The organism is Geomonas sp., from assembly GCF_035254065.1.
Lineage (GTDB): Bacteria > Desulfobacterota > Desulfuromonadia > Geobacterales > Geobacteraceae > Geomonas.
Map to the genome: position 1 here is coordinate 1 of NZ_DATFBA010000001.1, position 19,238 is coordinate 19,238.

The 19,238-nt window shown below is 62.9% G+C and carries 16 protein-coding genes, 1 tRNA gene and 3 riboswitches; of the genes, 7 read left to right on the top strand and 10 right to left on the bottom strand.

Annotated features, from left to right (window positions below):
- Positions 1-2,179, bottom strand: a 2,179-nt coding sequence (locus tag VJ604_RS00005) for a chemotaxis protein CheB (protein ID WP_324079330.1), incomplete at its 3' end; no start/stop codon positions are given.
- Between the two features lie 593 nt (positions 2,180-2,772).
- On the opposite strand from VJ604_RS00005, the gene VJ604_RS00010 reads away from it, so the two are divergent.
- Entirely contained in the window at positions 2,773-3,426 is a 654-nt protein-coding gene (locus VJ604_RS00010; protein WP_324079331.1) for a hypothetical protein, read from the top strand.
- Between the two features lie 551 nt (positions 3,427-3,977).
- Positions 3,978-4,067, bottom strand: a riboswitch (cyclic di-GMP riboswitch).
- Between the two features lie 51 nt (positions 4,068-4,118).
- Here VJ604_RS00010 and VJ604_RS00015 read toward each other — a convergent pair.
- Positions 4,119-4,751, bottom strand: a complete 633-nt coding sequence (locus tag VJ604_RS00015) for a lytic transglycosylase domain-containing protein (protein ID WP_324079332.1) — start codon at positions 4,749-4,751, stop codon at positions 4,119-4,121.
- Positions 4,752-4,853: 102 nt separating this feature from the next.
- Positions 4,854-4,929, bottom strand: a riboswitch (cyclic di-GMP riboswitch).
- 403 nt (positions 4,930-5,332) lie between these two features.
- A riboswitch (cyclic di-GMP riboswitch) is annotated at positions 5,333-5,422 on the bottom strand.
- A 64-nt stretch (positions 5,423-5,486) separates the two neighbouring features.
- Complete coding sequence (locus VJ604_RS00020) at positions 5,487-6,575, bottom strand: NADH:flavin oxidoreductase/NADH oxidase (protein ID WP_324079333.1); 1,089 nt, start codon at positions 6,573-6,575, stop codon at positions 5,487-5,489.
- A 271-nt stretch (positions 6,576-6,846) separates the two neighbouring features.
- Between VJ604_RS00020 and VJ604_RS00025 the strand changes: the two genes are divergently transcribed.
- The gene (locus VJ604_RS00025) at positions 6,847-7,314 is read left to right on the top strand and encodes a hypothetical protein (protein ID WP_324079334.1); all 468 of its coding nucleotides are present in this window, start codon (positions 6,847-6,849) and stop codon (positions 7,312-7,314) included.
- A 157-nt stretch (positions 7,315-7,471) separates the two neighbouring features.
- Positions 7,472-7,708 carry a cytochrome c3 family protein gene (locus VJ604_RS00030; protein ID WP_324079335.1) on the top strand — a complete coding sequence of 79 codons (237 nt, stop codon included), beginning with the start codon at positions 7,472-7,474 and terminating at the stop codon, positions 7,706-7,708.
- A gap of 118 nt (positions 7,709-7,826) precedes the next feature.
- Here the strand turns inward: VJ604_RS00030 and VJ604_RS00035 are convergent.
- From VJ604_RS00035 to radA, 4 genes are all read right to left on the bottom strand, one after another.
- Positions 7,827-7,902: transfer RNA gene (locus tag VJ604_RS00035), tRNA-Ala, on the bottom strand.
- A gap of 72 nt (positions 7,903-7,974) precedes the next feature.
- Complete coding sequence (locus VJ604_RS00040; protein WP_324079336.1) at positions 7,975-10,269, bottom strand: ATP-binding protein; 2,295 nt, start codon at positions 10,267-10,269, stop codon at positions 7,975-7,977.
- A gap of 38 nt (positions 10,270-10,307) precedes the next feature.
- Positions 10,308-10,664, bottom strand: coding sequence for an RNA polymerase-binding protein DksA (gene dksA, locus VJ604_RS00045; RefSeq protein WP_324079337.1), 357 nt, complete (start codon positions 10,662-10,664; stop codon positions 10,308-10,310).
- A 95-nt stretch (positions 10,665-10,759) separates the two neighbouring features.
- Complete coding sequence (gene radA / locus VJ604_RS00050) at positions 10,760-12,115, bottom strand: DNA repair protein RadA (protein WP_324079338.1); 1,356 nt, start codon at positions 12,113-12,115, stop codon at positions 10,760-10,762.
- Positions 12,116-12,281: 166 nt separating this feature from the next.
- On the opposite strand from radA, the gene VJ604_RS00055 reads away from it, so the two are divergent.
- Both VJ604_RS00055 and VJ604_RS00060 read left to right on the top strand, forming a co-directional pair.
- Positions 12,282-13,871, top strand: a complete 1,590-nt coding sequence (locus VJ604_RS00055) for a HEAT repeat domain-containing protein (RefSeq protein WP_324079339.1) — start codon at positions 12,282-12,284, stop codon at positions 13,869-13,871.
- The gene (locus tag VJ604_RS00060) at positions 13,868-15,172 is read left to right on the top strand and encodes an HD-GYP domain-containing protein (protein ID WP_324079340.1); all 1,305 of its coding nucleotides are present in this window, start codon (positions 13,868-13,870) and stop codon (positions 15,170-15,172) included. The genes VJ604_RS00055 and VJ604_RS00060 overlap by 4 nt, the downstream gene beginning before the upstream one ends.
- 199 nt (positions 15,173-15,371) lie before the next feature.
- Here the strand turns inward: VJ604_RS00060 and VJ604_RS00065 are convergent, their stop codons facing one another.
- Positions 15,372-15,953, bottom strand: a complete 582-nt coding sequence (locus VJ604_RS00065; RefSeq protein WP_324079341.1) for a HEAT repeat domain-containing protein — start codon at positions 15,951-15,953, stop codon at positions 15,372-15,374.
- 210 nt (positions 15,954-16,163) lie between these two features.
- Between VJ604_RS00065 and VJ604_RS00070 the strand changes: the two genes are divergently transcribed.
- Together VJ604_RS00070 and VJ604_RS00075 are read left to right on the top strand one after the other, a co-directional pair.
- Positions 16,164-16,481, top strand: coding sequence for a hypothetical protein (locus tag VJ604_RS00070; RefSeq protein WP_324079342.1), 318 nt, complete (start codon positions 16,164-16,166; stop codon positions 16,479-16,481).
- 71 nt (positions 16,482-16,552) lie between these two features.
- On the top strand, positions 16,553-17,533 hold the full coding sequence (locus tag VJ604_RS00075; protein ID WP_324079343.1) for a beta-ketoacyl-ACP synthase III: 981 nt from the start codon (positions 16,553-16,555) through the stop codon (positions 17,531-17,533).
- 143 nt (positions 17,534-17,676) lie between these two features.
- Here the strand turns inward: VJ604_RS00075 and VJ604_RS00080 are convergent, their stop codons facing one another.
- Both VJ604_RS00080 and VJ604_RS00085 read right to left on the bottom strand, forming a co-directional pair.
- Positions 17,677-18,738 (bottom strand): class I SAM-dependent methyltransferase, encoded by a 1,062-nt coding sequence (locus VJ604_RS00080; RefSeq protein WP_324079344.1) that lies wholly within the window; start codon positions 18,736-18,738, stop codon positions 17,677-17,679.
- Between the two features lie 36 nt (positions 18,739-18,774).
- Complete coding sequence (locus VJ604_RS00085; protein WP_324079345.1) at positions 18,775-19,026, bottom strand: GSU3128 family (seleno)protein; 252 nt, start codon at positions 19,024-19,026, stop codon at positions 18,775-18,777.
- Between the last annotated feature and the right edge of the window lie 212 nt (positions 19,027-19,238).

Here is a 19,238-nt window from a genome sequence, read left to right on the forward strand (position 1 = left end):
TGACCAGTTCCTCGTTGAGTGCCTGCAGCTCCTCCCGCGAGGTCTCCAGTTCCTCGTTGGTGGAGTGGAGTTCCTCGTTGGCCGACTGGAACTCCTCGTTGATCGACATCAGCTCCTCGTTGGCCGACAGGAACCCTTCCCGCGAGGTTTCCAGCTGCTCGGTGGTCGTCTGCAGCTGTTCGTGGGTGACCCGCAGCTGCTCCTCGAGCTGCCTGACCAGCGTTTCCCTGGGCGCCTCGTCCTCGGGAAGCCTCGGCTCCCCGGCAGGCGGGGTGGCCGGCGAGGGCCCGGCGGGTTCCAGCACCACCAGCGCCAGGTTCTCCCCCTGCTCGTCCGCGAAGGGCCTGACCAGCAGGTTGATGCTGCTCTCCCCCTCCTCGTCGTTCACCCGAAGCCCCCTGAAGGAGACCGCCTGCTGCTCGTTGAAGCACTTGTACATCGCCGCGCGCAGGGCCGGTCGCAGTTCTTCCCTGGCCATCTTCAGGATCTCCAGGGTGGCCCCTCCCACCGGGACCCCCAGAAAGCGGCTGGCGTTAGTGGGGATGTGTACCACCTCGTACTTCTCGTTCACCACCACGCACGGCGGAGCGTACAGCTCGACCAGGAGCTTGCCGGCGGCGGAGCCCACCGCCGAGCCGGATGGCGCGGGGCGCTGTTGCGCCCGGACGCTCCCCTGCAGCCTGCGCTGGGGAGAGGTGAGCGGAAAGACCGAGTCGCCGCGGCGGTCGCTCTCGCGGCGCTCGAAGAACTTCCACTTCTTGTCCAAGGGTGCGAACAGGTGGCCTGCCGGCCGCCCCACCGTCTCCGAGGCGCCCAGGAAGAGGACCCCCTTCGGCTTGAGCGCCAGGTGGAAGAGGGCCATCAGCCGGTTCTGCATGTCCGGGTTCAGGTAGATCAGGAAGTTGCGGCAGACCAGCAGGTCGAGCCTGGAGAAGGGGGGATCCTTGATCAGGCTGTGGTGGGCGAACACCACCATCTCGCGCAGCTGCTTGTTCACCTGCCAGCGGCCGTTGGCCCGCACGAAGAAACGGGCCAGACGTTCCGGCCCGACCTCGGTCGCCGTATCGTCGTCGTAGATCCCCGCCCGGGCCTGGGCGATGGCCGCCTCGTCGATGTCGGTGGCGAACAGCTGCACCCTGGCATTCAGCCGCTGCTCGGTCAGGTACTCGCGGATCAGCATGGCCATGGAGTAGACCTCCTCGCCGGTGGCGCAGCAGGCATGCCAGATCCGGACCGGGTCGTCAGCGTCCCGTCCCTCGAACAGCCGCGGGATCACCTCGCGCGCCAGCAGCTGGAAAGCTTCCGGGTCGCGGAAGAAGGAGGTCACCCCGATCAGGATCTCCTGCCCCAGCGCCTCCGCCTCCCTCTCGTCCTCCTCCAGCAGGGCCAGGTACTTCTTCATCCCCGCCACTTCGTGGACCGCCATCCGCCGCTCCACCCTCCGGATGAGGGTACTCTTCTTGTAGGAGCTGAAGTCGTGGCCGGTCCGGGCCCTGACGATGGCGAAGATGGCCTGCAGCTCGTCGTCCAGCGAGGTGACGCGGCAGGAGCTCTCCGGCAGGGCGCAGTTGCCCTGGGCGATGTCCGCCACCTTGGCCGGCATCTCTTCCGGAGGCAGCACGAAGTCGGCGGCGCCGGTGGCTATGGCGGAGCGGGGCATGGCCGGGTTGAGGGCGGAGGCGGGAACCTGTACGAGCACGATCCCCCCCGCTTCCTTGATCCTCTTGACCCCCTGGGTGCCGTCGGTGCCGAAGCCGGAGAGCACCACGGCCACCGAGCGCTCCTTGACCTCGTGGGCCAGCGAGGTGAAGAAGCGGTCGATCGGGTGGTGGGTCCCCGAAGGGATTTCCAGCCGCAGACGGCCGTCCTGGATGGTTAGGTCGTGTCCGGCCGGGATCACGAAGACGGTGTCGGGCGCGAGTTCCATCCCCTCTTCGGCGGTGACCACGGCCATCGAGGTGTAGCGGGAGAGCATCTCGGCGAGGAAGGAGGGGCCTTCCGGGGGGATGTGCATGATGACGGCGAAGCAGAGCCCGCAGTCGTGGGGGATGGTGGTGAAGAACTGCTCCAGCGCCTGCTGGCCGCCGGCCGAGGCGCCGATGGCGACCACCAGGCAGGGCCTTACAGCAGCGGAGTCACGGCTGGCGTCCGTGGAGGGGTGGTCGTGGTCGGAAGTCATGTGGCTCTCTCCGGGCAAACTGGATGAGACCCGGCCGAGCCGGTGCAGCATTTCCAGCAAAGACGGGAACAGTGCCGCGTATTATATAAGGAAATCCCGGCAAAGCAAGGATAATGGGGCATGCTCGCCATCGTCTTGCCGCCGGCAACGGTCGGGGGCCGCCCCTTGGCGAGGGGACGGTCCCCGGCAGCTGACCGGCTAGTGGAACGAGGTCGAGAAGTTGGTCTTGAAGCCGTCAGGGTGAGCGGGCGCGGCCATTTTACGCTGCAACTGTTGAGCTTCCGCCGATACCGGCTGTTTTGGAAAAAAAGTTGATGAAGTCTACATTGTTTTTCAAATATTTCAAGTGCGTCGGCGACAGTTCTCTTAAGTGCCTTCATTCACTGCCATTCGGTCTGGTCCCACCCCCTGATCGGCAGCACATCAAACATTTCCTGTTACGACTGTCATCAGCAAGCCGGCCCCGGCTGGACCGCCATCTTTTTTCCCCGACTTGATTTATCCGTATCATTGGCTATGCTCTAAAATTAAAATACATTAACGTCATCTGTTGGACCCGAAGGCCCACTACAACCTGACGTGAAGGAGGATCCGTGAGCAAACAGCGAAAGATAAAGCGGGATTATCACAAGCTATCGCCCAGCAAGGCCCTGACCTTTTTCAAAAGGGTCCGGCATTGCCTCACCGAGAACGAAAACTTCCCGGACTCGACCTGGGGAGCCAACACCACTACCCGTGGGCAGTACTCAGAGGCGGTCGATGGCTATGAAGACGCCTTCAATGGAGCAATAAACGGAGACCGGCTCCTGGTAGCAGACCGGAACAGGAAGCAGGACGAGATCGTGGTCATGTTGGATGAGATCGCCTCGCACCTGGAAGCGGTGTCCGTGCGTAATCCTGATTCCCTTCTTACTTCAGGCTTCAACGTCGTTCAGGAACGCAGGCTTGGCAACCGAGTGAGGCTTCCCCTCTCGGCTTCCACCGACTTTAAAGTCGCCAATCTGGAACATCGAGGGAGGGCTGCAGGCAGCTCCAGCCCGATCGCAGGGGCTTTCAACCATGAGATACATGCAAACTACGGCGATCCTTCCAGCGAGGAAGATTGGATTCACAAAGGAATCTACGCCGACCCGTCGGAGATGGTCATCATGAATGTGAAATCGGGGAACGTCTTCTTCAGGATGAGGTCGCATGGGCCGGACGGCGCGGGGCCTTGGTCCGGTACCGTCAGCACTTTCATAACCTGACATCAACAAAATGGTGTGGTGCGAGTCTCATACTTCAAGGGCTACCGGTTCCGGTAGCCCTTCTTCGTTTGCGCCGAGCTGCACGCGGTAATTGCCAACTCAGCTGGTCACGCCTTACCAATGCCTTTGAACAATGCAAGTGAGCAGTACTTAGCGTGGGAAGCGTGATCCCCAAGCAAAGTATGGTCATACCCACGGTGGGAAGCGTCATACCCAAGCGAGGTATGGTCATACCCACGGTGGGAAGCGTCATCCCCAAGCAAGGTATGGTCATACCCACGGTGGGAAGCGTCATACCCAAGCAAGGTATCGTCATACCCGCGGTGGGAAGCGTCATCCCCAAGCAAGGTATCGTCATACCCACGGTGGGAAGCCTCATACCTAAGCAAGGTATGGTCATACCCTCGGTGGATCTATCTTTCCCACAGCTCGCCGCTCCTTTCGGGAAGGAGCAATCTCTCTGGCAGAAGACGGGTTGGTCACTGAGTGGACAAAAAAGGCCGCCCATCAGCTTCTGTGATGGGCGGCCTTTTGAAAATGTTGCCTGTTTCTTCGGGAGCGCGGCTACCTGTGTTTTTTCACACAACGGGTCCGTTTGCTTTGTGCCCTTGAAATTTCTTTCAAGTTTACCGTTTCGGAAACAGGCTGATTATTATATTACCACATCTGGCAAAGATGTCAAAGCACCCTTGCTAGGCGCCCGCGCTGTCCTCGGTTCGCTGCCGCTGGCTCAGCACAGCTTGGTCTGTCGCCCACTTGATCCTTTCGTAGAGGTTCCGAACCTTGGCGACATACTCTCTGGCAGCAGGTCCCACGCCGCAGTATCGTTCGACCGCCAGCCACTTGTCCCCTTTCTGCTGCGCCAGGAGCCTGCGGAAGATCTTGTGAGCCGCCCGGAAGTTCAGGGAGTCGTTGAGGTGACTGTATTTGCGGCTGTAAAACTCGAAGCCCGGCTGCTTCTTCCAAAAAGGCATGACCTGCAATTTACCCTGCGCCCCCCTCTCGGAGACTGCCTTGCTGCGTCCCTTTGACTCAACGATGGTCATCGCCGTCCACAATTCGGGGTCGCTGGTCTCGTTATGGTAGCGGAAAGCCGTTTTCATCGCATCATGAGCGTTCGTGTAGTTCTGCAGGATGTTGGCAAGGACGGTGATCTTCACCTGGTCGTCGGCTGTGCAGGTGGACACGCCCGCGTTCTGATTGGACAGCTCACCCTGTGCCCCGCTGCTCGCGCCCCCCTTAAGGTGGAACAGCTGCAGTTGTGAACCGACGAATACCGCTAACAAAAGTGTGGCAGCAATCACTGCTATTTTCGAACTCTGCATTAGGTCCTCCGCTCAAGGGTCAGGTGACAGACGATACATCCCATCCCTGTCTCTTTCATCGTGGCAAAAAAGCTGGTTGCCGACGATCGCAGTTTCAGATAGTTCGGCATCCCGGCTGTCTCACTCGAGACCCTAGGCTTTCCGCCCCACCCTCACGGGTGGTTTAGTCTTATCGCATATCCAACGGTCAGTAGCTTTGCCCGATTCTGGAGCAATGCATGTGCCAAACTACTGAAAAACCGTCGTTTTTAATTTTTAGAAGGCTGTACGAGAACTGTGGTCCATTCCGGAAAAACCGTTGGTGATGGCGGCTTTGCCCGTGCTGAGGCAGGCGCTCGAAAAATGGCAATAACAGGTTGTAATGAGGAAAAACGGTCGGGAGGGTAGAGAGGTTTTGGTGGGTAAATGACGATAAAACGGCTATTTGGCGAGCAGGGTGTGGCGAAATGGACGCAGTGGCTCGGCGAAGCTACGCCTTCCGATCACCGTGCTCGTGCGGGGCGGCCCCTTTGCCGCCAACAAAAAAAGACCGCCCAGCAACCTTTCGTGTTGGGCGGTCTTTAAACCTGTTGGCCTGTTTCTTCGGAAGCTCGGCTACCTGTGTTTCTTTACACGTCGGGTCCGTCTGCTTTGTGCCCCTGGAATTTCTTCCAAGGTTACCGTTTCGGAAACAGGCTTGAGTAAAGCGTAACATCGCTTGTCACGCTGTCAAATAGTGGGAAGGAAGTTGGATCATCATGACCGACCGGTGCTGTTGGGCGGTGCCGCACGGAGATACTGGACCGGCCACGGGGTAAGGTGTCGAAGCTCACGGGCGGCGCGCAGTGGCCAGTACGGATCGCGCAGCAGCTCGCGGGCGAGGAAGACCAAGTCTGCCTGGCCGGTGCGGATGACATGGTCGGCCTGCGCGGGATCGGTGATGAGCCCGACAGCGCCGGTCATCACACCGGTCTCCCGCTTGATCTGGTCCGCGAAAGAGGTCTGGTAACCGGGGCCGATGGGGACCTTGGCCGTGGGTGAACTTCCTCCGGTGGAGCAGTCGACCAGGTCCACTCCGAGCGTTCCCAGTTCCCGGACCAGTTCCACGCTTTGCTCCGCGTCCCATCCACCCTCCACCCAGTCGGTGGCCGACAGCCTCACCAGAAGAGGTAGGTCATCAGGCCAGACCTTCCGTACCGCCAGTACGGTTTCGCGCAGCAGTCTGCTCCGGTTCTCGAAGCTGCCGCCGTAGCTGTCCCGGCGGTGGTTGCTAAGCGGAGAGAGAAACTCATGCAACAGGTAGCCGTGCGCGGCGTGCAGTTCGATCACCTGGAAGCCAGCCTGCAGGGCCCGCCCGGCTGCCGCCGCGAAGGCGGCGACGATGGCGGGAAGTTCGTCGGCGGCGAGGGCGTGGGGGACGCAGCAGCCTGGCTCGAAGGGGATCGGGCTGGGCGCAACCGGCAGCCAGCCCCCCTCCTCGATGCCAATGGTCTCGTTTCTGTTTGCCCAAGGGGGCGGCGTGCTCGCCTTGCGACCGGCGTGGGCGAGCTGCATCCCGGGGGTGCCCCCTTGCATCCTGATGAAGTGGGCGATGCGCCCGAGCTGCTCGATATGTGCGTCCTTCCAGACACCGAGATCCTGCGGGCTGATCCTTCCTTCCGGGACCACTGCGGTGGCCTCGGTCATCACCAACCCCGCGCCCCCCACGGCACGGCTGCCGAGGTGGACGAAATGCCATTCGTTGGCAAAGCCGTCCTCGCTGGAGTACTGGCACATGGGAGAGACGGCGATACGGTTGCGAAGAGTAACGCTGCGGAGAGTTAGTGGTTCGAAAAGGTGGGGCATCCTGTTCCTCCATGGCTGGTTTGGACGGCACGGACTGTGCCCTATTATTTGTAAATGGTGCGGGGAACCTTGTCCAGCGGAGCCCATCTTTTTCGGGAGCTGTTGCCGAAGTTGCTGTCTCGGCGCAGCGAAGGGAGCGGAAGTAGACGGAAACCAGGAAGACGTGCCGGATTTACCGGTTATAATTGTAAATTCAGGACCGCTGGAGAGAGAGCCTGACGGAATATCTGCTTTATGGAGAGGCCCCGGCCAACTGACGATGGAGGCAACCATGCAACTCTCAAAGATGCAATCGACGGATCACCAGCAAGGAACAGCCCAGATAAAAATAAGCATTCTTCCCGAGAAAGGAGTTCTCAGGATAGTCGCCAGAGGCAAGTTTTCGCTGCGAGATGCCGAGAACTGCTATCTCCAAATTTTAAATGCCGCTTTGGAAGTCAGCAGCGACAAGATACTTGTCGACGGACGGGAGGTCACCGGCGAACCTGAGGTCATGGAACGCTTCTTATATGGTGAATTTGCTGCCGACAAGTGCCAAAGCCTCCTCTATAGGAGAGGCAGATTCCCCATGTTCGCCTTTGTTCTCAAAGAGCCGGTACTCGACCCGCGAAGGCTTGGGGAAACGGTGGCAAGAAATCGTGGCATGGTGGTCAAGGCCTTTGACAATCTCGAGGACGCCGAGGACTGGCTTGGCCTACCAATCGCCGGCAGGAGCATTAATGCCGAAGGTGACGAGTGAGAGTTCCTGATGGATCGATCACGCCAAACTTTTAAAGGGAGGACGAGAGATGAGATTCACACTATTGATAGTTCTGGCTCTTTCACTCGTTGGCACGTCGGTACTGTTTTCAGCTGAGCACAGTCCGGACCGTGGTCCGGAGATAATCAAGCTGCCGATGGGGGACCTGACCCTCCCTTTCACGCACTGGGCCCACCAGAAACTGACCGATAACAACTGCACAAGCTGTCATCCCTCCGGGATTGGCAAGATCGAGAACTGGGGGAAGGAAGCCGCCCACGCGCTTTGCGTCTCCTGCCATCAAAGAAGGGAGAAAGGTCCGGTTCAGTGCGAGGAGTGCCACAAGGTCTCCGTTTCGCGAGGACTGAGGGAAACGGTCCCGACCCCGAGGTGATCCATAAGCGTTAAGCAAGGGGCTGCAATTCTCCTCCCTTACTGACGCCCAGAAGACCGCACCAGCCACCATAAGCAAGAAAGGGCCACAGCCAACTAGCTGTGACCCTTTCTAGTATTGGTGGAGATGAAGGGGCTCGAACCCTCGACCTATGCGTTGCGAACGCATCGCTCTCCCAGCTGAGCTACATCCCCCTGCCCAGTCACTGACAACTCGCCCGAATTCCTTCCCTCTTATAGCGCATTCTGTGAATGTTTAAAGGTAAATCACCAATGTTTGGGGAGGAGAACCCGGAATTCGGCGCCTTGGCCGGGGTTGTTGCTGATCTGGATCTTGCCGCCGTGGTTGGTCACGATCCGGTTGGCGATGGGAAGCCCCAGCCCGGTGCCGCTCTCCTTGGTGGAGTAAAAGGGGGTGAAGATGCTCGCTAGCGACTCCAGTGGTATGCCGCCGCCGGTGTCGGCGATCTTGACGCAGGCCGCCTCCCGGCCCTCAAGCTCGGTGTGCCCCACCTGAACGGTCAGCTTGCCCCCGCTACCCATGGCGTCCAGCGCGTTCAGGAAGAGGTTGATGAAGACCTGCTTGAGCTGCTGCGGGTCGCCCAGCAGCAGGAGCTTGCTGCGCGGGAAGCGGGTGCTCACCTCGATCTGCTTCTCCTCCAGCGGAGGGGTGACCACGGCCAGGGAGTCCTTGACGATGTCGGCGATGTTGCAGCGGGTGTAGCAGATGGTCGCCTTCTTGGAGAAGAGGAGGATCTCGGAGAGGATATTTTCCAGCCGCTGCACCTCGCGCACGATCAGGTCAGCGTGGCCCCACTCGTCGGACTCCTGGGCAAGCTTCCTGCTGAGCCGGCCGGCGAAACCGCCGATGGAGACCAGCGGCCCTTTCAGCTCGTGAGCGATGCCGGCCGCCATCTCGCCGATGGCAGCCAGCCGCTCCTTCTGGAGCAGGTTCTCCTGCGCCTCGCTGAGCTGCCGGTTGGTCTCCTCGATCTGGTTGTAGAGCATGGAGTTTTCGATGGCCATGCCGGCCTGGTTGGCGAACAGCTGCAGGAAGCGGAGCTGTTCCTGGGTCATGGCGGACTTGGTCAGGGCGTTGTCGACCAGCACCACGCCCACCGTCTGGCCGTGAGCGAGCAGCGGCGAGGCGGCCAGCGCCGCGCCGTATCCTGGGTGCAGCGGGTCGCTCCCCTGCTCGGCCGGGATGTGGATCAGCCTCTTCTCGATCACCGCCTGCGAGGCGATGTTGAGGGAGCGGTCCAGCTCCAGCCGCTTCCCCATCACCTGCCGGCAGAAATCGGACTCGCGCTGCGCCGCCATCTCCTCTTCGGAGATGTCCCAACGGCTGGAGAGGAGGTCGTCGCTGCCTCCCTGCGGCAGGGGGAGAGAGGGGGAGGTTTCCGTGGTAACCCCCAGCATCCCCACCAGGCTGCCGGAGCGCTCGTTCACCAGGAAGAGCATGGCGCGGTCGAAGAAGGGGGTGGGGCCGGAAGTGAGGGCGGTCAGGGTCAGGTGGATCAGCTTGTTGAGCTTCAGCGTGGAGAGCATGGTGTTGCTCATCCGGTAGAGAAGGGAGATCTCCTTGAGCTTCTTGTCGTGGTCGGTGCTGTACCCCTTAAGGAGCCGGGAGCTGGCGGCTGCGCTGACCGCGCAGGAGAGCAGGCGCGCCACCGTTTCGGCGAGCTGGACCTGCTCCGGCGCCAAAAGGTCCTGGCCGCCGAACAGGGTGAGGGTCCCCAAAGCGCTCCCGTTGCAGCTCATGGGCGTGCTGAGCGCATAGAAGGAGAACCGGGCGGGAGCGCCCACCTCCCGGCAGGTAACCTCGTCGGCCAGCGCCCGTGCGGAGAGGGCCGGCTCGCTCAAAAGCATGCGGGGGAGGGCGGCGCGCGCCTGCGGGCGGCAACTCTGGAAGAGGGTGGCGCCGAAGTCCTCGCTCAGGCGGGTGATGGCGCAGCGGGCAAACCCGGTGGTGGTCAACAGCTTGAGGGCCTTGGGGAGCAGGGCTTCAGCGGCAATGGGCCCCTCCACCAGTCTGCCCAGCGCGGTGACGATCTCCAGGTTGCGGCCAAGCTGGTTGGCATGTTCGGCGCTGGCCAGCTCCCCCAGCACCAGGGTCAGGATGGGGCCCAGCTCGCCCAGCAGGGGGGACACCTCCTCGGGGAGGGTGTCGGCAGTGGTTGCTACCGAACAGACCGCCACCAGCAGCTTGCCATCCAGCACCGGATAGGCCCGGAACGAGCGGTCGCCGGCGCTGGTCGGCTCATGGGGATGCAGATCGTGGCAGCAACCGTCCACCGGCAGGCGACTGGCTGCGGCGCGCCCGACACATCCTTCTCCAAAGGGGATCAGGCAGTCACGGCTGGAGGTTGGCAACAGGGTGCTGAAGCGCTGGGTGAGAGCGTTGAGGGGGGGGTGGGGTATGAAGATGCTGGCCTGCGAGAGAGCATGGCCGCGCGCGACCAGACGGAGTAGTGCAGCTATCCGGGCCTGAGGGGAGCGCGAGGACGCCTGAGCGATCCGTAACGCCTGCTCCAGGAGGTTGTTTCCCTGCCGGCCAGCCATGCAAACTCCGAACGACAACAGCTAGCGGTGGAGTGAGATCAGCGCAGTTTTTCCTTCTTTTCCTGTTCCATCTTGCAGTCGATGCAGAGCGTGGTGACCGGCCGTGCCTTGAGACGTGCTTCGGAGATCTCCTCCTCGCAGACTTCGCAGACGCCGAAGGTGCCGGCATCGATGCGGGCCAGGGCCTCCTGGATCTTGTTGATGAGCTTGCGCTCCCGGTCCCTGATCCTCAGTTCGAAGGTCCGGTCAGATTCCTGGGTGGCCCGGTCGGTTGGGTCGGGAAAGTTGGTGTTGTCGGACGTCATCTCGGAGACAGTTCTGCCTGCCTCCTCGAGAAGCATGCGCTTTTCTTCCTGCAGGATACCTCTGAAATATTCGAGCTTTTCCGTATTCATGACACCTGTCCCTTGGCGGAATCAATACGTTATTAAAGAGGATTTTTCTACATTAGTAAAGAGAAAAAATAAGCAGGGAAGTTGACACACGCTCCCTATAGGGCATCCAGCGCCTCCACCAGGTTGGCGACCCCCACCACTTCCATCCCCGGCAGATCCTTGCGCGGCGCGTTCCCCTTGGGGACGATGGCCCGGGTGAAGCCGTGCTTCACCCCCTCCCGAAGCCTCGACTCCCCGTTGGATACCGGCCGGATCTCCCCCGACAGACCGACCTCGCCGAAGACCAGCAGGTCCTGGGGGAGCACCTTGTTCTGCAGGCTGGAGACGATGGCCAGGGCGACCGCCAGATCGGCGCTGGTCTCCAGCACCCTGATCCCTCCCACCACGTTCACGAAGACGTCCTGGTCGGAGAGCACGAGCCCTCCGTGCTTGGTGATCACCGCCAGGATCATGGCGATCCGGTTCTGGTCCAGGCCGATGCCCAGCCTGCGCGGCGAGCCGTACTGGGCGTCCACCACCAGGGACTGGATCTCCACCAAAAGGGGCCGGGTCCCCTCCCAGAGCACGCTGATCAGGCTGCCGGGGGCGGCGTTGTCGGTACGGGAGAGGAAGATGGCGGAGGGATTCTTCACCTCGCGCAACCCCCGCTCGGTCATGGCGAACACCCCCAGCTCGTTGACCGGGCCGAAGCGGTTCTTGGTGGTGCGCATCAGGCGGTAGCGGGCGTCCTCGGTGGAGGAGAGCATGATCTGGGTGTCCACCATGTGGGAGAGGGTCATCGGGCCGGCCAGCGACTGGTCCTTGGTCACGTGCCCCACCATGATCAGCACCACTCCGGTGGTCTTCGCGTAGTTGGTGAAGGTGGCGGCGCTTTCCCGCACCTGGGAGACCCCGCCGGGGGCCGCGTCGACGCAGGCGGCCTGCATGACCTGGATGGAGTCGATCACCACCACCTCGGGCTTTTCGCTGGAGGCGGCGTCCAGAACGCGCTCCACCTGGGTCTCGGCCAGCATCTTGACCCTGTCCAGCGGCAACTGCAGCCTCCTCGCCCGGGCGGCGATCTGCTGCAGCGACTCTTCCCCCGATACGTAGAGCACCTCGCGGCTGGCGGCGGCGAAGCACATGGTCTGCAGGAGGATGGTGCTCTTGCCGGCGCCGGGGTCCCCGCCGATCAGGATCACCGAGCCGGGGACGAAGCCTCCCCCCAGCACCCGGTCGAACTCCTCGCTGCCGCTGGAGAAGCGGGGCTCCTCGCTGCACTCGACACGGGAGAGCAGGGTGACGGCCGAGGTGGCGCCGGCATAGCCGTCGCGGCTGCGGCCGCCCCGCTCCAGCCGGATCTCCTTCACGGTATTCCAGGCACCGCAGGCGGTGCAGTGCCCCTGCCATTTGGGGTATTCCGCGCCGCAGTCGGCACAGAGGAAGCCGGTTTTCGTTTTTGCCTTTGCCATGGTTGCCATCCGGAAGGAATTAAAGGGTCGAGCCCGGATACTAAGCCGTACCGACACGGCTGTCAACCTCGGCGATGGCGGGCAGTTAGGGGGGTATTTGGTTTGACAACCTTTCCGCGTCTAAGTTACACTCGACGCGGGCTTTAATGTGAAGCGGGAGGATGCTTTGTCCGGTAACCAGAACAAGGTGCTCAGACTGGTAACGTCGCCATCGGAAACGGCGGGTTTCCTGTCGCAGGGGCTCGTGGACCTTTACAAGGCGGTGAAGGGGGCGGCCTTCTACCCGCACGGGCACCCCTACCGGAGCGAGCCGGTCCAGCGGGCCTACCAGTCGCTGCAACTCGCCGTGGCCGAGCGCGAGCTGATCGTGAACGTCACCCGCCAGGGGTTCCTGCCGGGAGGCGAGGGGCCCGAGGGGGGCACCATGGTGCAGCAACTCGCCCACGAGTGCCTGATCCGCCGCATCGCCAGCATCACCTTCATGCGCGACCTGCTCCTTGCCGACCTGGAGATCTTCGTCGAGCTCCTCTGCGGCGACCCCCACAAGACCTCTTCCGCCGGTGGTTTCGCCCGCCAGCTGGAACTGCAGGGGGTGCGCACCATCTGGGTCAACGAGAAGGACCTGGACGCCATCTGGGCCAAGCGGGGCAAGGCCGCCGCCGGCGAACCGTCGGACACCGAGACCGATGACTGGGAAGGGCTGGGCGCACCGGCCGGCCAGGCCGAGTCGCTCGGGATCTGGGAGCGGCGCAGCGTGCGCGAGCTGTTGCGGAGGATGGCGGGGGAAACCGAGGACGGCCGCTACCAGGCGCTGGGGCGCGAGCTGGTGGAAAGCGTCAAGGACATGCCGACGGAAGTCCCGGTGCCGGTCGTGCTGGAGGAGCTTTTGCGCCAGCATCGGGACCAGGGCCGTCCCCTGCCCCAGAGGGAGTATGCCTTGTTCACCCTGGAGCGGGTTGCCGAGAACAGCACCGACCTGTTGCTGGACCTGGTGGAGAGCCGGGACTACCCGGACAAGAATCTGCTCTACCGCATCTTCGGCGTGCTGGGGGTGAAGGGGGCCTACTCCATAATCCAGCGGCTCTGCCTGGCCGAGGGGGTAATGGAGCGCAAGGCACTCGCCACCGCCCTGGTCCGGCTCGGACAACCGGCGGTCGCCCCGCTGATCGCCATGCTCAAGGACCAGCGCTGGTACGTGGTTCGCAACATGGTGGCCATCCTCGGCGAACTGCGCGTTGCCGACAGCGTGATCGCCCTGCGCAAGCCCCTGCACCACTGGGACCTTCGGGTACGCAAGGAGGCCGTGCGGGCTCTGATGAAGATCGGCGGTGAGCCGGCCGAGGCCATGCTGGTGGCCCTGCTGGAGGACAGCGACGAGGCCGTGGTCAAGAGCGCGATCCTCTCGCTGGGGCTTATGCACAGCCGGGTCGCCGTTCCGGCCATGCTCAAGCTGCTGGAGCGCCGGGACTTCCTGCTGAAGACGCTCTCTGTCAAGAAGGACCTGGTGGCGGCCCTGGGACGCATCGGCGACCGGCGCGCCACCCCGCACCTGGTCAAGATACTCAAGTCGCGCGGCTGGACGGTGATCGGCAAGTGGCACGAGCTGAGAGCCGCCGCGGCCGCCGCGCTGGGGGCCATGCGCGAGGAGAGTGCGCTGCCGCTGCTCACCTCGCTGGCTGGCGGGGAGGGCGAACTGGCCTACGCCTGCCGCGAGGCCATCGACGCCATGGAGCGGATCACCGGAGAAGGGCAGTGAGCGACCGGGGGCTCCAGCACGCACAGCGGCTGGCTACGCTCCTTGTGGGAGGGATCAGGGGGACCGGCTTCTATCCGGCCGGGCATCCCGCCTCCCTGCAGCCCTTCACCGAGATGGCGATGGCGGTGGCAGCCCTGCACCGGGAGGGGGGGGAGCTGCGCATCGCGGTGGTGGACGGCGTGCTTTCGGTGGGCGAGCATCTCTTCTTCGCCCCCACCGCCCCGCTGGCTGAGCTCTGTCGGCTGTTCGAACAGAAGGGAATCCTGGGGCTCACCCTGAAGCAGGGGGTGATCCCGGCCGACCTGATGGCGCTGGCGGCCCTGCTGGCACAGCAGGAAGGGGGCGCCGTCGAGCTTAGGGACGGCCTGAAGGCGGCCGCGGTTGTCACCATCGAGGTCAAGGAAGAGGAGCCGCTGTCCCAGACCTACAACGAGGCGGTCAGCGCCATCGGCGAGATCTTCGAGGAGATCGGCAACGGCCGCATCCCGAACAGCCGCCGGATGCTGACGGTGGTGAGCAGCCTGGCATCCTGCGCGGTCAAGGAACCGGCCACCCTGCTCGGCCTCAGCATGATCAAGGATTACGACAACTACACCTTCCAGCACAGCGTCAACGTCGGGGTGCTGGCCATGGCCCTGGCCGCCTCCATGAAACATTCCCCCCACGAGGTCGAGATGGCCGGCATGGCCGGATTCCTCCATGACGTCGGCAAGACCGCCATCAACGTGCAGATCCTGAACAAGCCGGGCAAGCTGAGCAGCGACGAGTTCGTTCTGATGAAGAAGCACCCCGCATACGGCGCCGACATCGTGCGCAGGATGGAGGGGGTTCCCGAGCAGGTGGCCGAGGCGGTGCTCGGCCACCATATCCGCTTCGACCGCACCGGCTATCCCGACTGGGCTCCTTTCGGGGAGCTGGCCGGCATCGTGGCGGTGACCGACAGCTACGACGCGGCCACCACGCTAAGGGCCTACCAGCTGCCGATGCAGCCGAAACAGGCGGTGGACAGGCTCAGGAGCCTGAGCGGCAGCGCCCTCGACCCCGCCATCGTGGAGCAGTTCCTGGCGCTGACCGGGAGGTTTCCCACCGGAAGCGTGGTGCGGCTCGATTCCAACGAAATCGCGGTGGTGGTCACCCCCAGCGGGGACGAGTCCGGGGCCGCGGTGGTGAAGGTGATCATGGACTGCCTGGGGCGCACCCTGCCGGAGGTGGAGGTGAGAAGCCTCCTGCAGAGCGGCGACCGCATCGTGGACCTGGTGGATCCGCTGATCAGGGGGATCGACGTCGCGCGCTATCTTTGATCTGTGGGGACGGGCGGAGACCCTCCGGCAGGCTCAGGGAGAAAGGCGTCGGCGCGGGTATCGGGAGTGTTAGGCCGGGGAGCGACTTAGGACTCAGGAAAGGCAACCAGGGAAAGGAAAGTGGACGGCCCTTCGACAGGCTGAGGGCGAACGGCGTTGGGGGAGTATCAAGGGGGCAGACGCAGGGCGCGACCAGGGATCAGGAAAGGGGAAGCAGGGAGAGCGCGGTGGCGGCGGCTGAGCGGGTCTTTTGGTGCCGTGAGCTGAGCAGCTTTACGAACCTCTGCTCCAACGAGGCATCCCCCAGCCGGGCCAGCGCCAGGGCCGCCTCCGCGTCGAGCAGCCCGTCGTCCTGGGTGAGAAACGGGAGCAGTTTGGGAACCAGCTCCGGTTTGCGGTAGTTGGCGACCGCTTCGATGGCCAGCGCGCGTACGGCGGTCGAGGGATCGGCGAGCTTCCCCACCAGCAGGTCGAGGGTTTCCGGCCGGGCCAGTTCCCCGAGCACCTTGACTGCGGCGCAGCGGATGTCTTCCTCGGGCCTGCCGGCGCAGTAAACCAGGGCGCGCAGGGCCTTGTCGCCGCCGATCCGCCCCAGGGCGAAGATGGCGCCGATCTTGGTACCGCGGTCGCCGTTTTTCAGGCTGGCCAGCACCTCGTCCAGGCTCTGGGCCGTTTCCAGCAGCTCCAGCGCGCGGGATGCGGCAAGGCGCACCTCGGGTTCGGCATCCTTCAGGAGCGGAATGATGGCCTCGCGCCTTCTGCTTTGGGCAGCTCGTTCCATAGGGGTGATAACTAGCATTAATCTGCCGGATGCACAATACCCAAAATTGTGGTGATCAGCCATGACAGCGGGGCATAGAGGAAAAAGTCATAGTGGCGCGGGCGTCCCTCACCCCTGCCCCTCTCCCGGAGGGCGAGGGGAGTTGTTGGCTCGGGTCGCATGAGCTGGAGTGAAGAGAGCAAGAGAGCTCGAAACAGCAAGGAGTAGATGATGGTAAAGAAGTTGAAGTATGTGGCGCTCTCGGCGCTGGTGCTGCCGGGGCTGGGGCAGCTTTGCCTCGGGCGTCGCGTGAAGGGAGCGGTGATGATCGTTTTGGACAACATCTTCATCCTCGCCGCCCTCTTTCTGGCACTGCGCAGCGCAGGGAAGCTGATGCTGGCAGGGGGCAAAAACGTGGACAGCGCACAGGTGCTGGCGGCCGTGCAGACGGACGCACCCTACGCGCGCTGGCTATTGGGGGGCTTCCTTTTGCTGTGGGTGTACGGGATCGTCGACGCGGCTACCGACCAGGGAAGCAGTAATAATTGACAAACAACTTTTTATTGTGAGATAAGGGTTGATCGTAAGCAGTTTACGGTAAGGAAAGAGGAGTATCCGGTATGTTGCAGTCTGAGATTTTGGGGACCGGTGGCTGTGTGCCCGCCAAAGTGATCGCGAATGGCTATTTCGACTACCTGGTGGAGGATGCTGAGGAGTGGATCCATTCGAGAACGGGCATTCGTGAGCGCCGTTTTGCCGAGGAGAGCGAGTCTTGCTCCGATCTGGCTACCTTGGCCGCGCGGGACGCACTGGAGGACGCGGGACTTAGTCCGCTCGACCTCGACTGCATCATCGTCGCCACCTCGACACCCGACATGATCCTGCCGGCCACCGCCTGCATGGTCCAGAAGAACATCGGTGCCGACAACGCCTTCGCCTTCGACATGAACGCGGTATGCAGCAGCTTCATCTACGGCGTGGAGATCGCGGACAACCTGATCCGCTCCGGCAAATATCAGAAGGTGCTCCTGATCGGGGCCGATACCTATTCCAAGATCCTCGACTTCAGCGACAAGGGAACCGCCCCGCTGTTCGGCGACGGCGCAGGTGCCCTGATCCTCGGTGCCGGCACCTCCGGCAAGGGGATCCTGCACAGCATGATGAAGAGCGACGGCAAGGGGTGGGATCTGATCCAGGTTCCCTCTTCCGGCTCCCGCAAGCCGATCTCCGCCGAGAGCATCGCCCTTAAGGAGAACACCTTCAAGATGGCCGGCAGGAGCGTATTCACCTTCGCCACTGACGTCATTCCCAAGATCATCGACGAGCTCTCCGAGCGCCACGGCATCAAGCCGGAGCAGATCGACTACATCATCCCGCACCAGGCCAACGTGCGCATCATCGACTTCATCTCCAAGAAGTCCGGCATCCCCAAGGAGAAGTTCCTGCTCAACCTCGACCGTTACGGCAACACCGCCGCCGCCTCGGTGGGCCTGGCGCTGGACGAGAACCGCAAGAACGGGGTGATCAAGCCGGGGCAACTGGTGCTGATGATGGGCTTTGGCGGCGGCCTCTCCTGGGGCGGCGTGCTGATGCAGTTCTAAACGCGGCGCAGCTACAACCTGCTGAAACTCAAAACCCCTCGTGTCGCCCCTTTCGGGAAGGACACGAGGGGTTTTTTTATTCCTGACGAGCGAGGGGCTTAAGCGACCGCGTTGGCCGATGGGGTGAAAAGCGCGGTGGTGCGTCAGGACGGCTTTTGGCCGCCGATCCCCTCCGGCAGCTGCAGCGGGGTGAGGCCGTGCTGGCGCAGCAGGTCACGGAGCGCCGCGGCGGGGATGCGTCGGCGCCAGCCGGCATGGAAACGGTCGGCGGCGAGCAGAACGCCACCGGGTGCCAAACGGGAAGCGAGCGAGCGGACCGCCCGGGAGAGCTCGTCCGCTTCGTGCAAAAGGGGGCCCCCCAACAGCCCGTTGCAGAGGATGACATCGTACGGCTCCTCTGCGGGGGCTTCCCGGCAGACCTCCTCCAGGTAAAACCTGATCGGGATGCTCCCGCTGGAGAGCAGCGGGGCGACCCTTGCCCGGTACTCCCGCTCCCGCTCCTGGTCGTGGGGGAAAAAGGCGTGGGTGCCGGCAAAGAGTTCGATTTCTTCGATGGTGGAGCCGTGCAGGTGCGACCCTTCCGCGGCAAAACCTACCCGCTTCGCCAGTTCGGCCAAGCCATAGGTCCCCTCTCCGCTGCCGCAGGCGCTGTCCAGGGCCCGAATCGTCCCGGCGAGCCTGGAGCGGTGCTGCGCAAGCCAGCTTTCAAGCCAGCGACTCTGCACGGGATAGCGGTCAAAGCCGCCCCCGAAATGACGCGGAAGCAGCAGGGCGAAGAGGAAGCCTTTCCGCCGGCGCGGATCTGCGGCCAGTTCACGCAGCAGTGGAGCGGGATCGCACTTCTCGACCTGTGTACCGAGCTTCTGCAGGAGGTCGGGCCAACTGGGCGAGGTGTGGAGGTAGGAGCCGGCAAGCAAGGGGGCAAAGCGGCAGCCTTTTCTCAGGAGTTGGGCGAAAACGGCAGCGGCTTCCGCCACCGGGAAGAGGGCCTCGCTCCATCCCCTCATCTCGTTGGTGATGGCCAGTCCGGGGGCCCAGAGCGGCAGCGGATAGTTGCCGGCGTAGCTTTGGAAAGAGTCGGCGAGGCGCTCGATCCTGGTGAGGAGAGCGGGGTGGTCGAGGGCGCCGGGAACCAGCAGGAGGTCCAGCCGGCGCTCGATTTCTTCCTTGTCCAGGGTTGGGAGGTAGCTTGCGGGTAGGCTCAATACGGTCTGCTCATCTTCTCTTTTTCGGGATGTCCACTAGAGCCCGAGTTCCTCTTCCATTCCCAAGGCGAAATTCTTGGCCCTGCCGGAGGGGGCAATGATGCCGTAGGCGATGGCTTCCCTCAGTTCGGCTTCGGTGGCACCTGCATCCTTCGCGACCGCGAAGTGTTTCTTCAGTCAGACCGGACAGCCGACCGCCACGGCGCAACCTACCCGGATCAGTTCCCGGTACTTGGTTTCCAGCACTTCCTCGTACTCATAGTCGAGAATCTTCTTGCGGATGTTCACGGCTGCCTCCTCTCAGTAGGAAATTACCGGCTTGAAGTATACCGTACATAGCACAAACGGGTGGTGGTGGGAACAGGAAGATTAGATTGGTTTGTTGGGGGATGCGGAGAGGGGGGGGCGCAGCGGAGCTGCGCTTCTATCACGGTGGGAAGGTCAGCGGCGGTGCCGGCTGAGTTCCCCCTCCCCGACCCTCCCCCTTCGGGAGAGGGAGA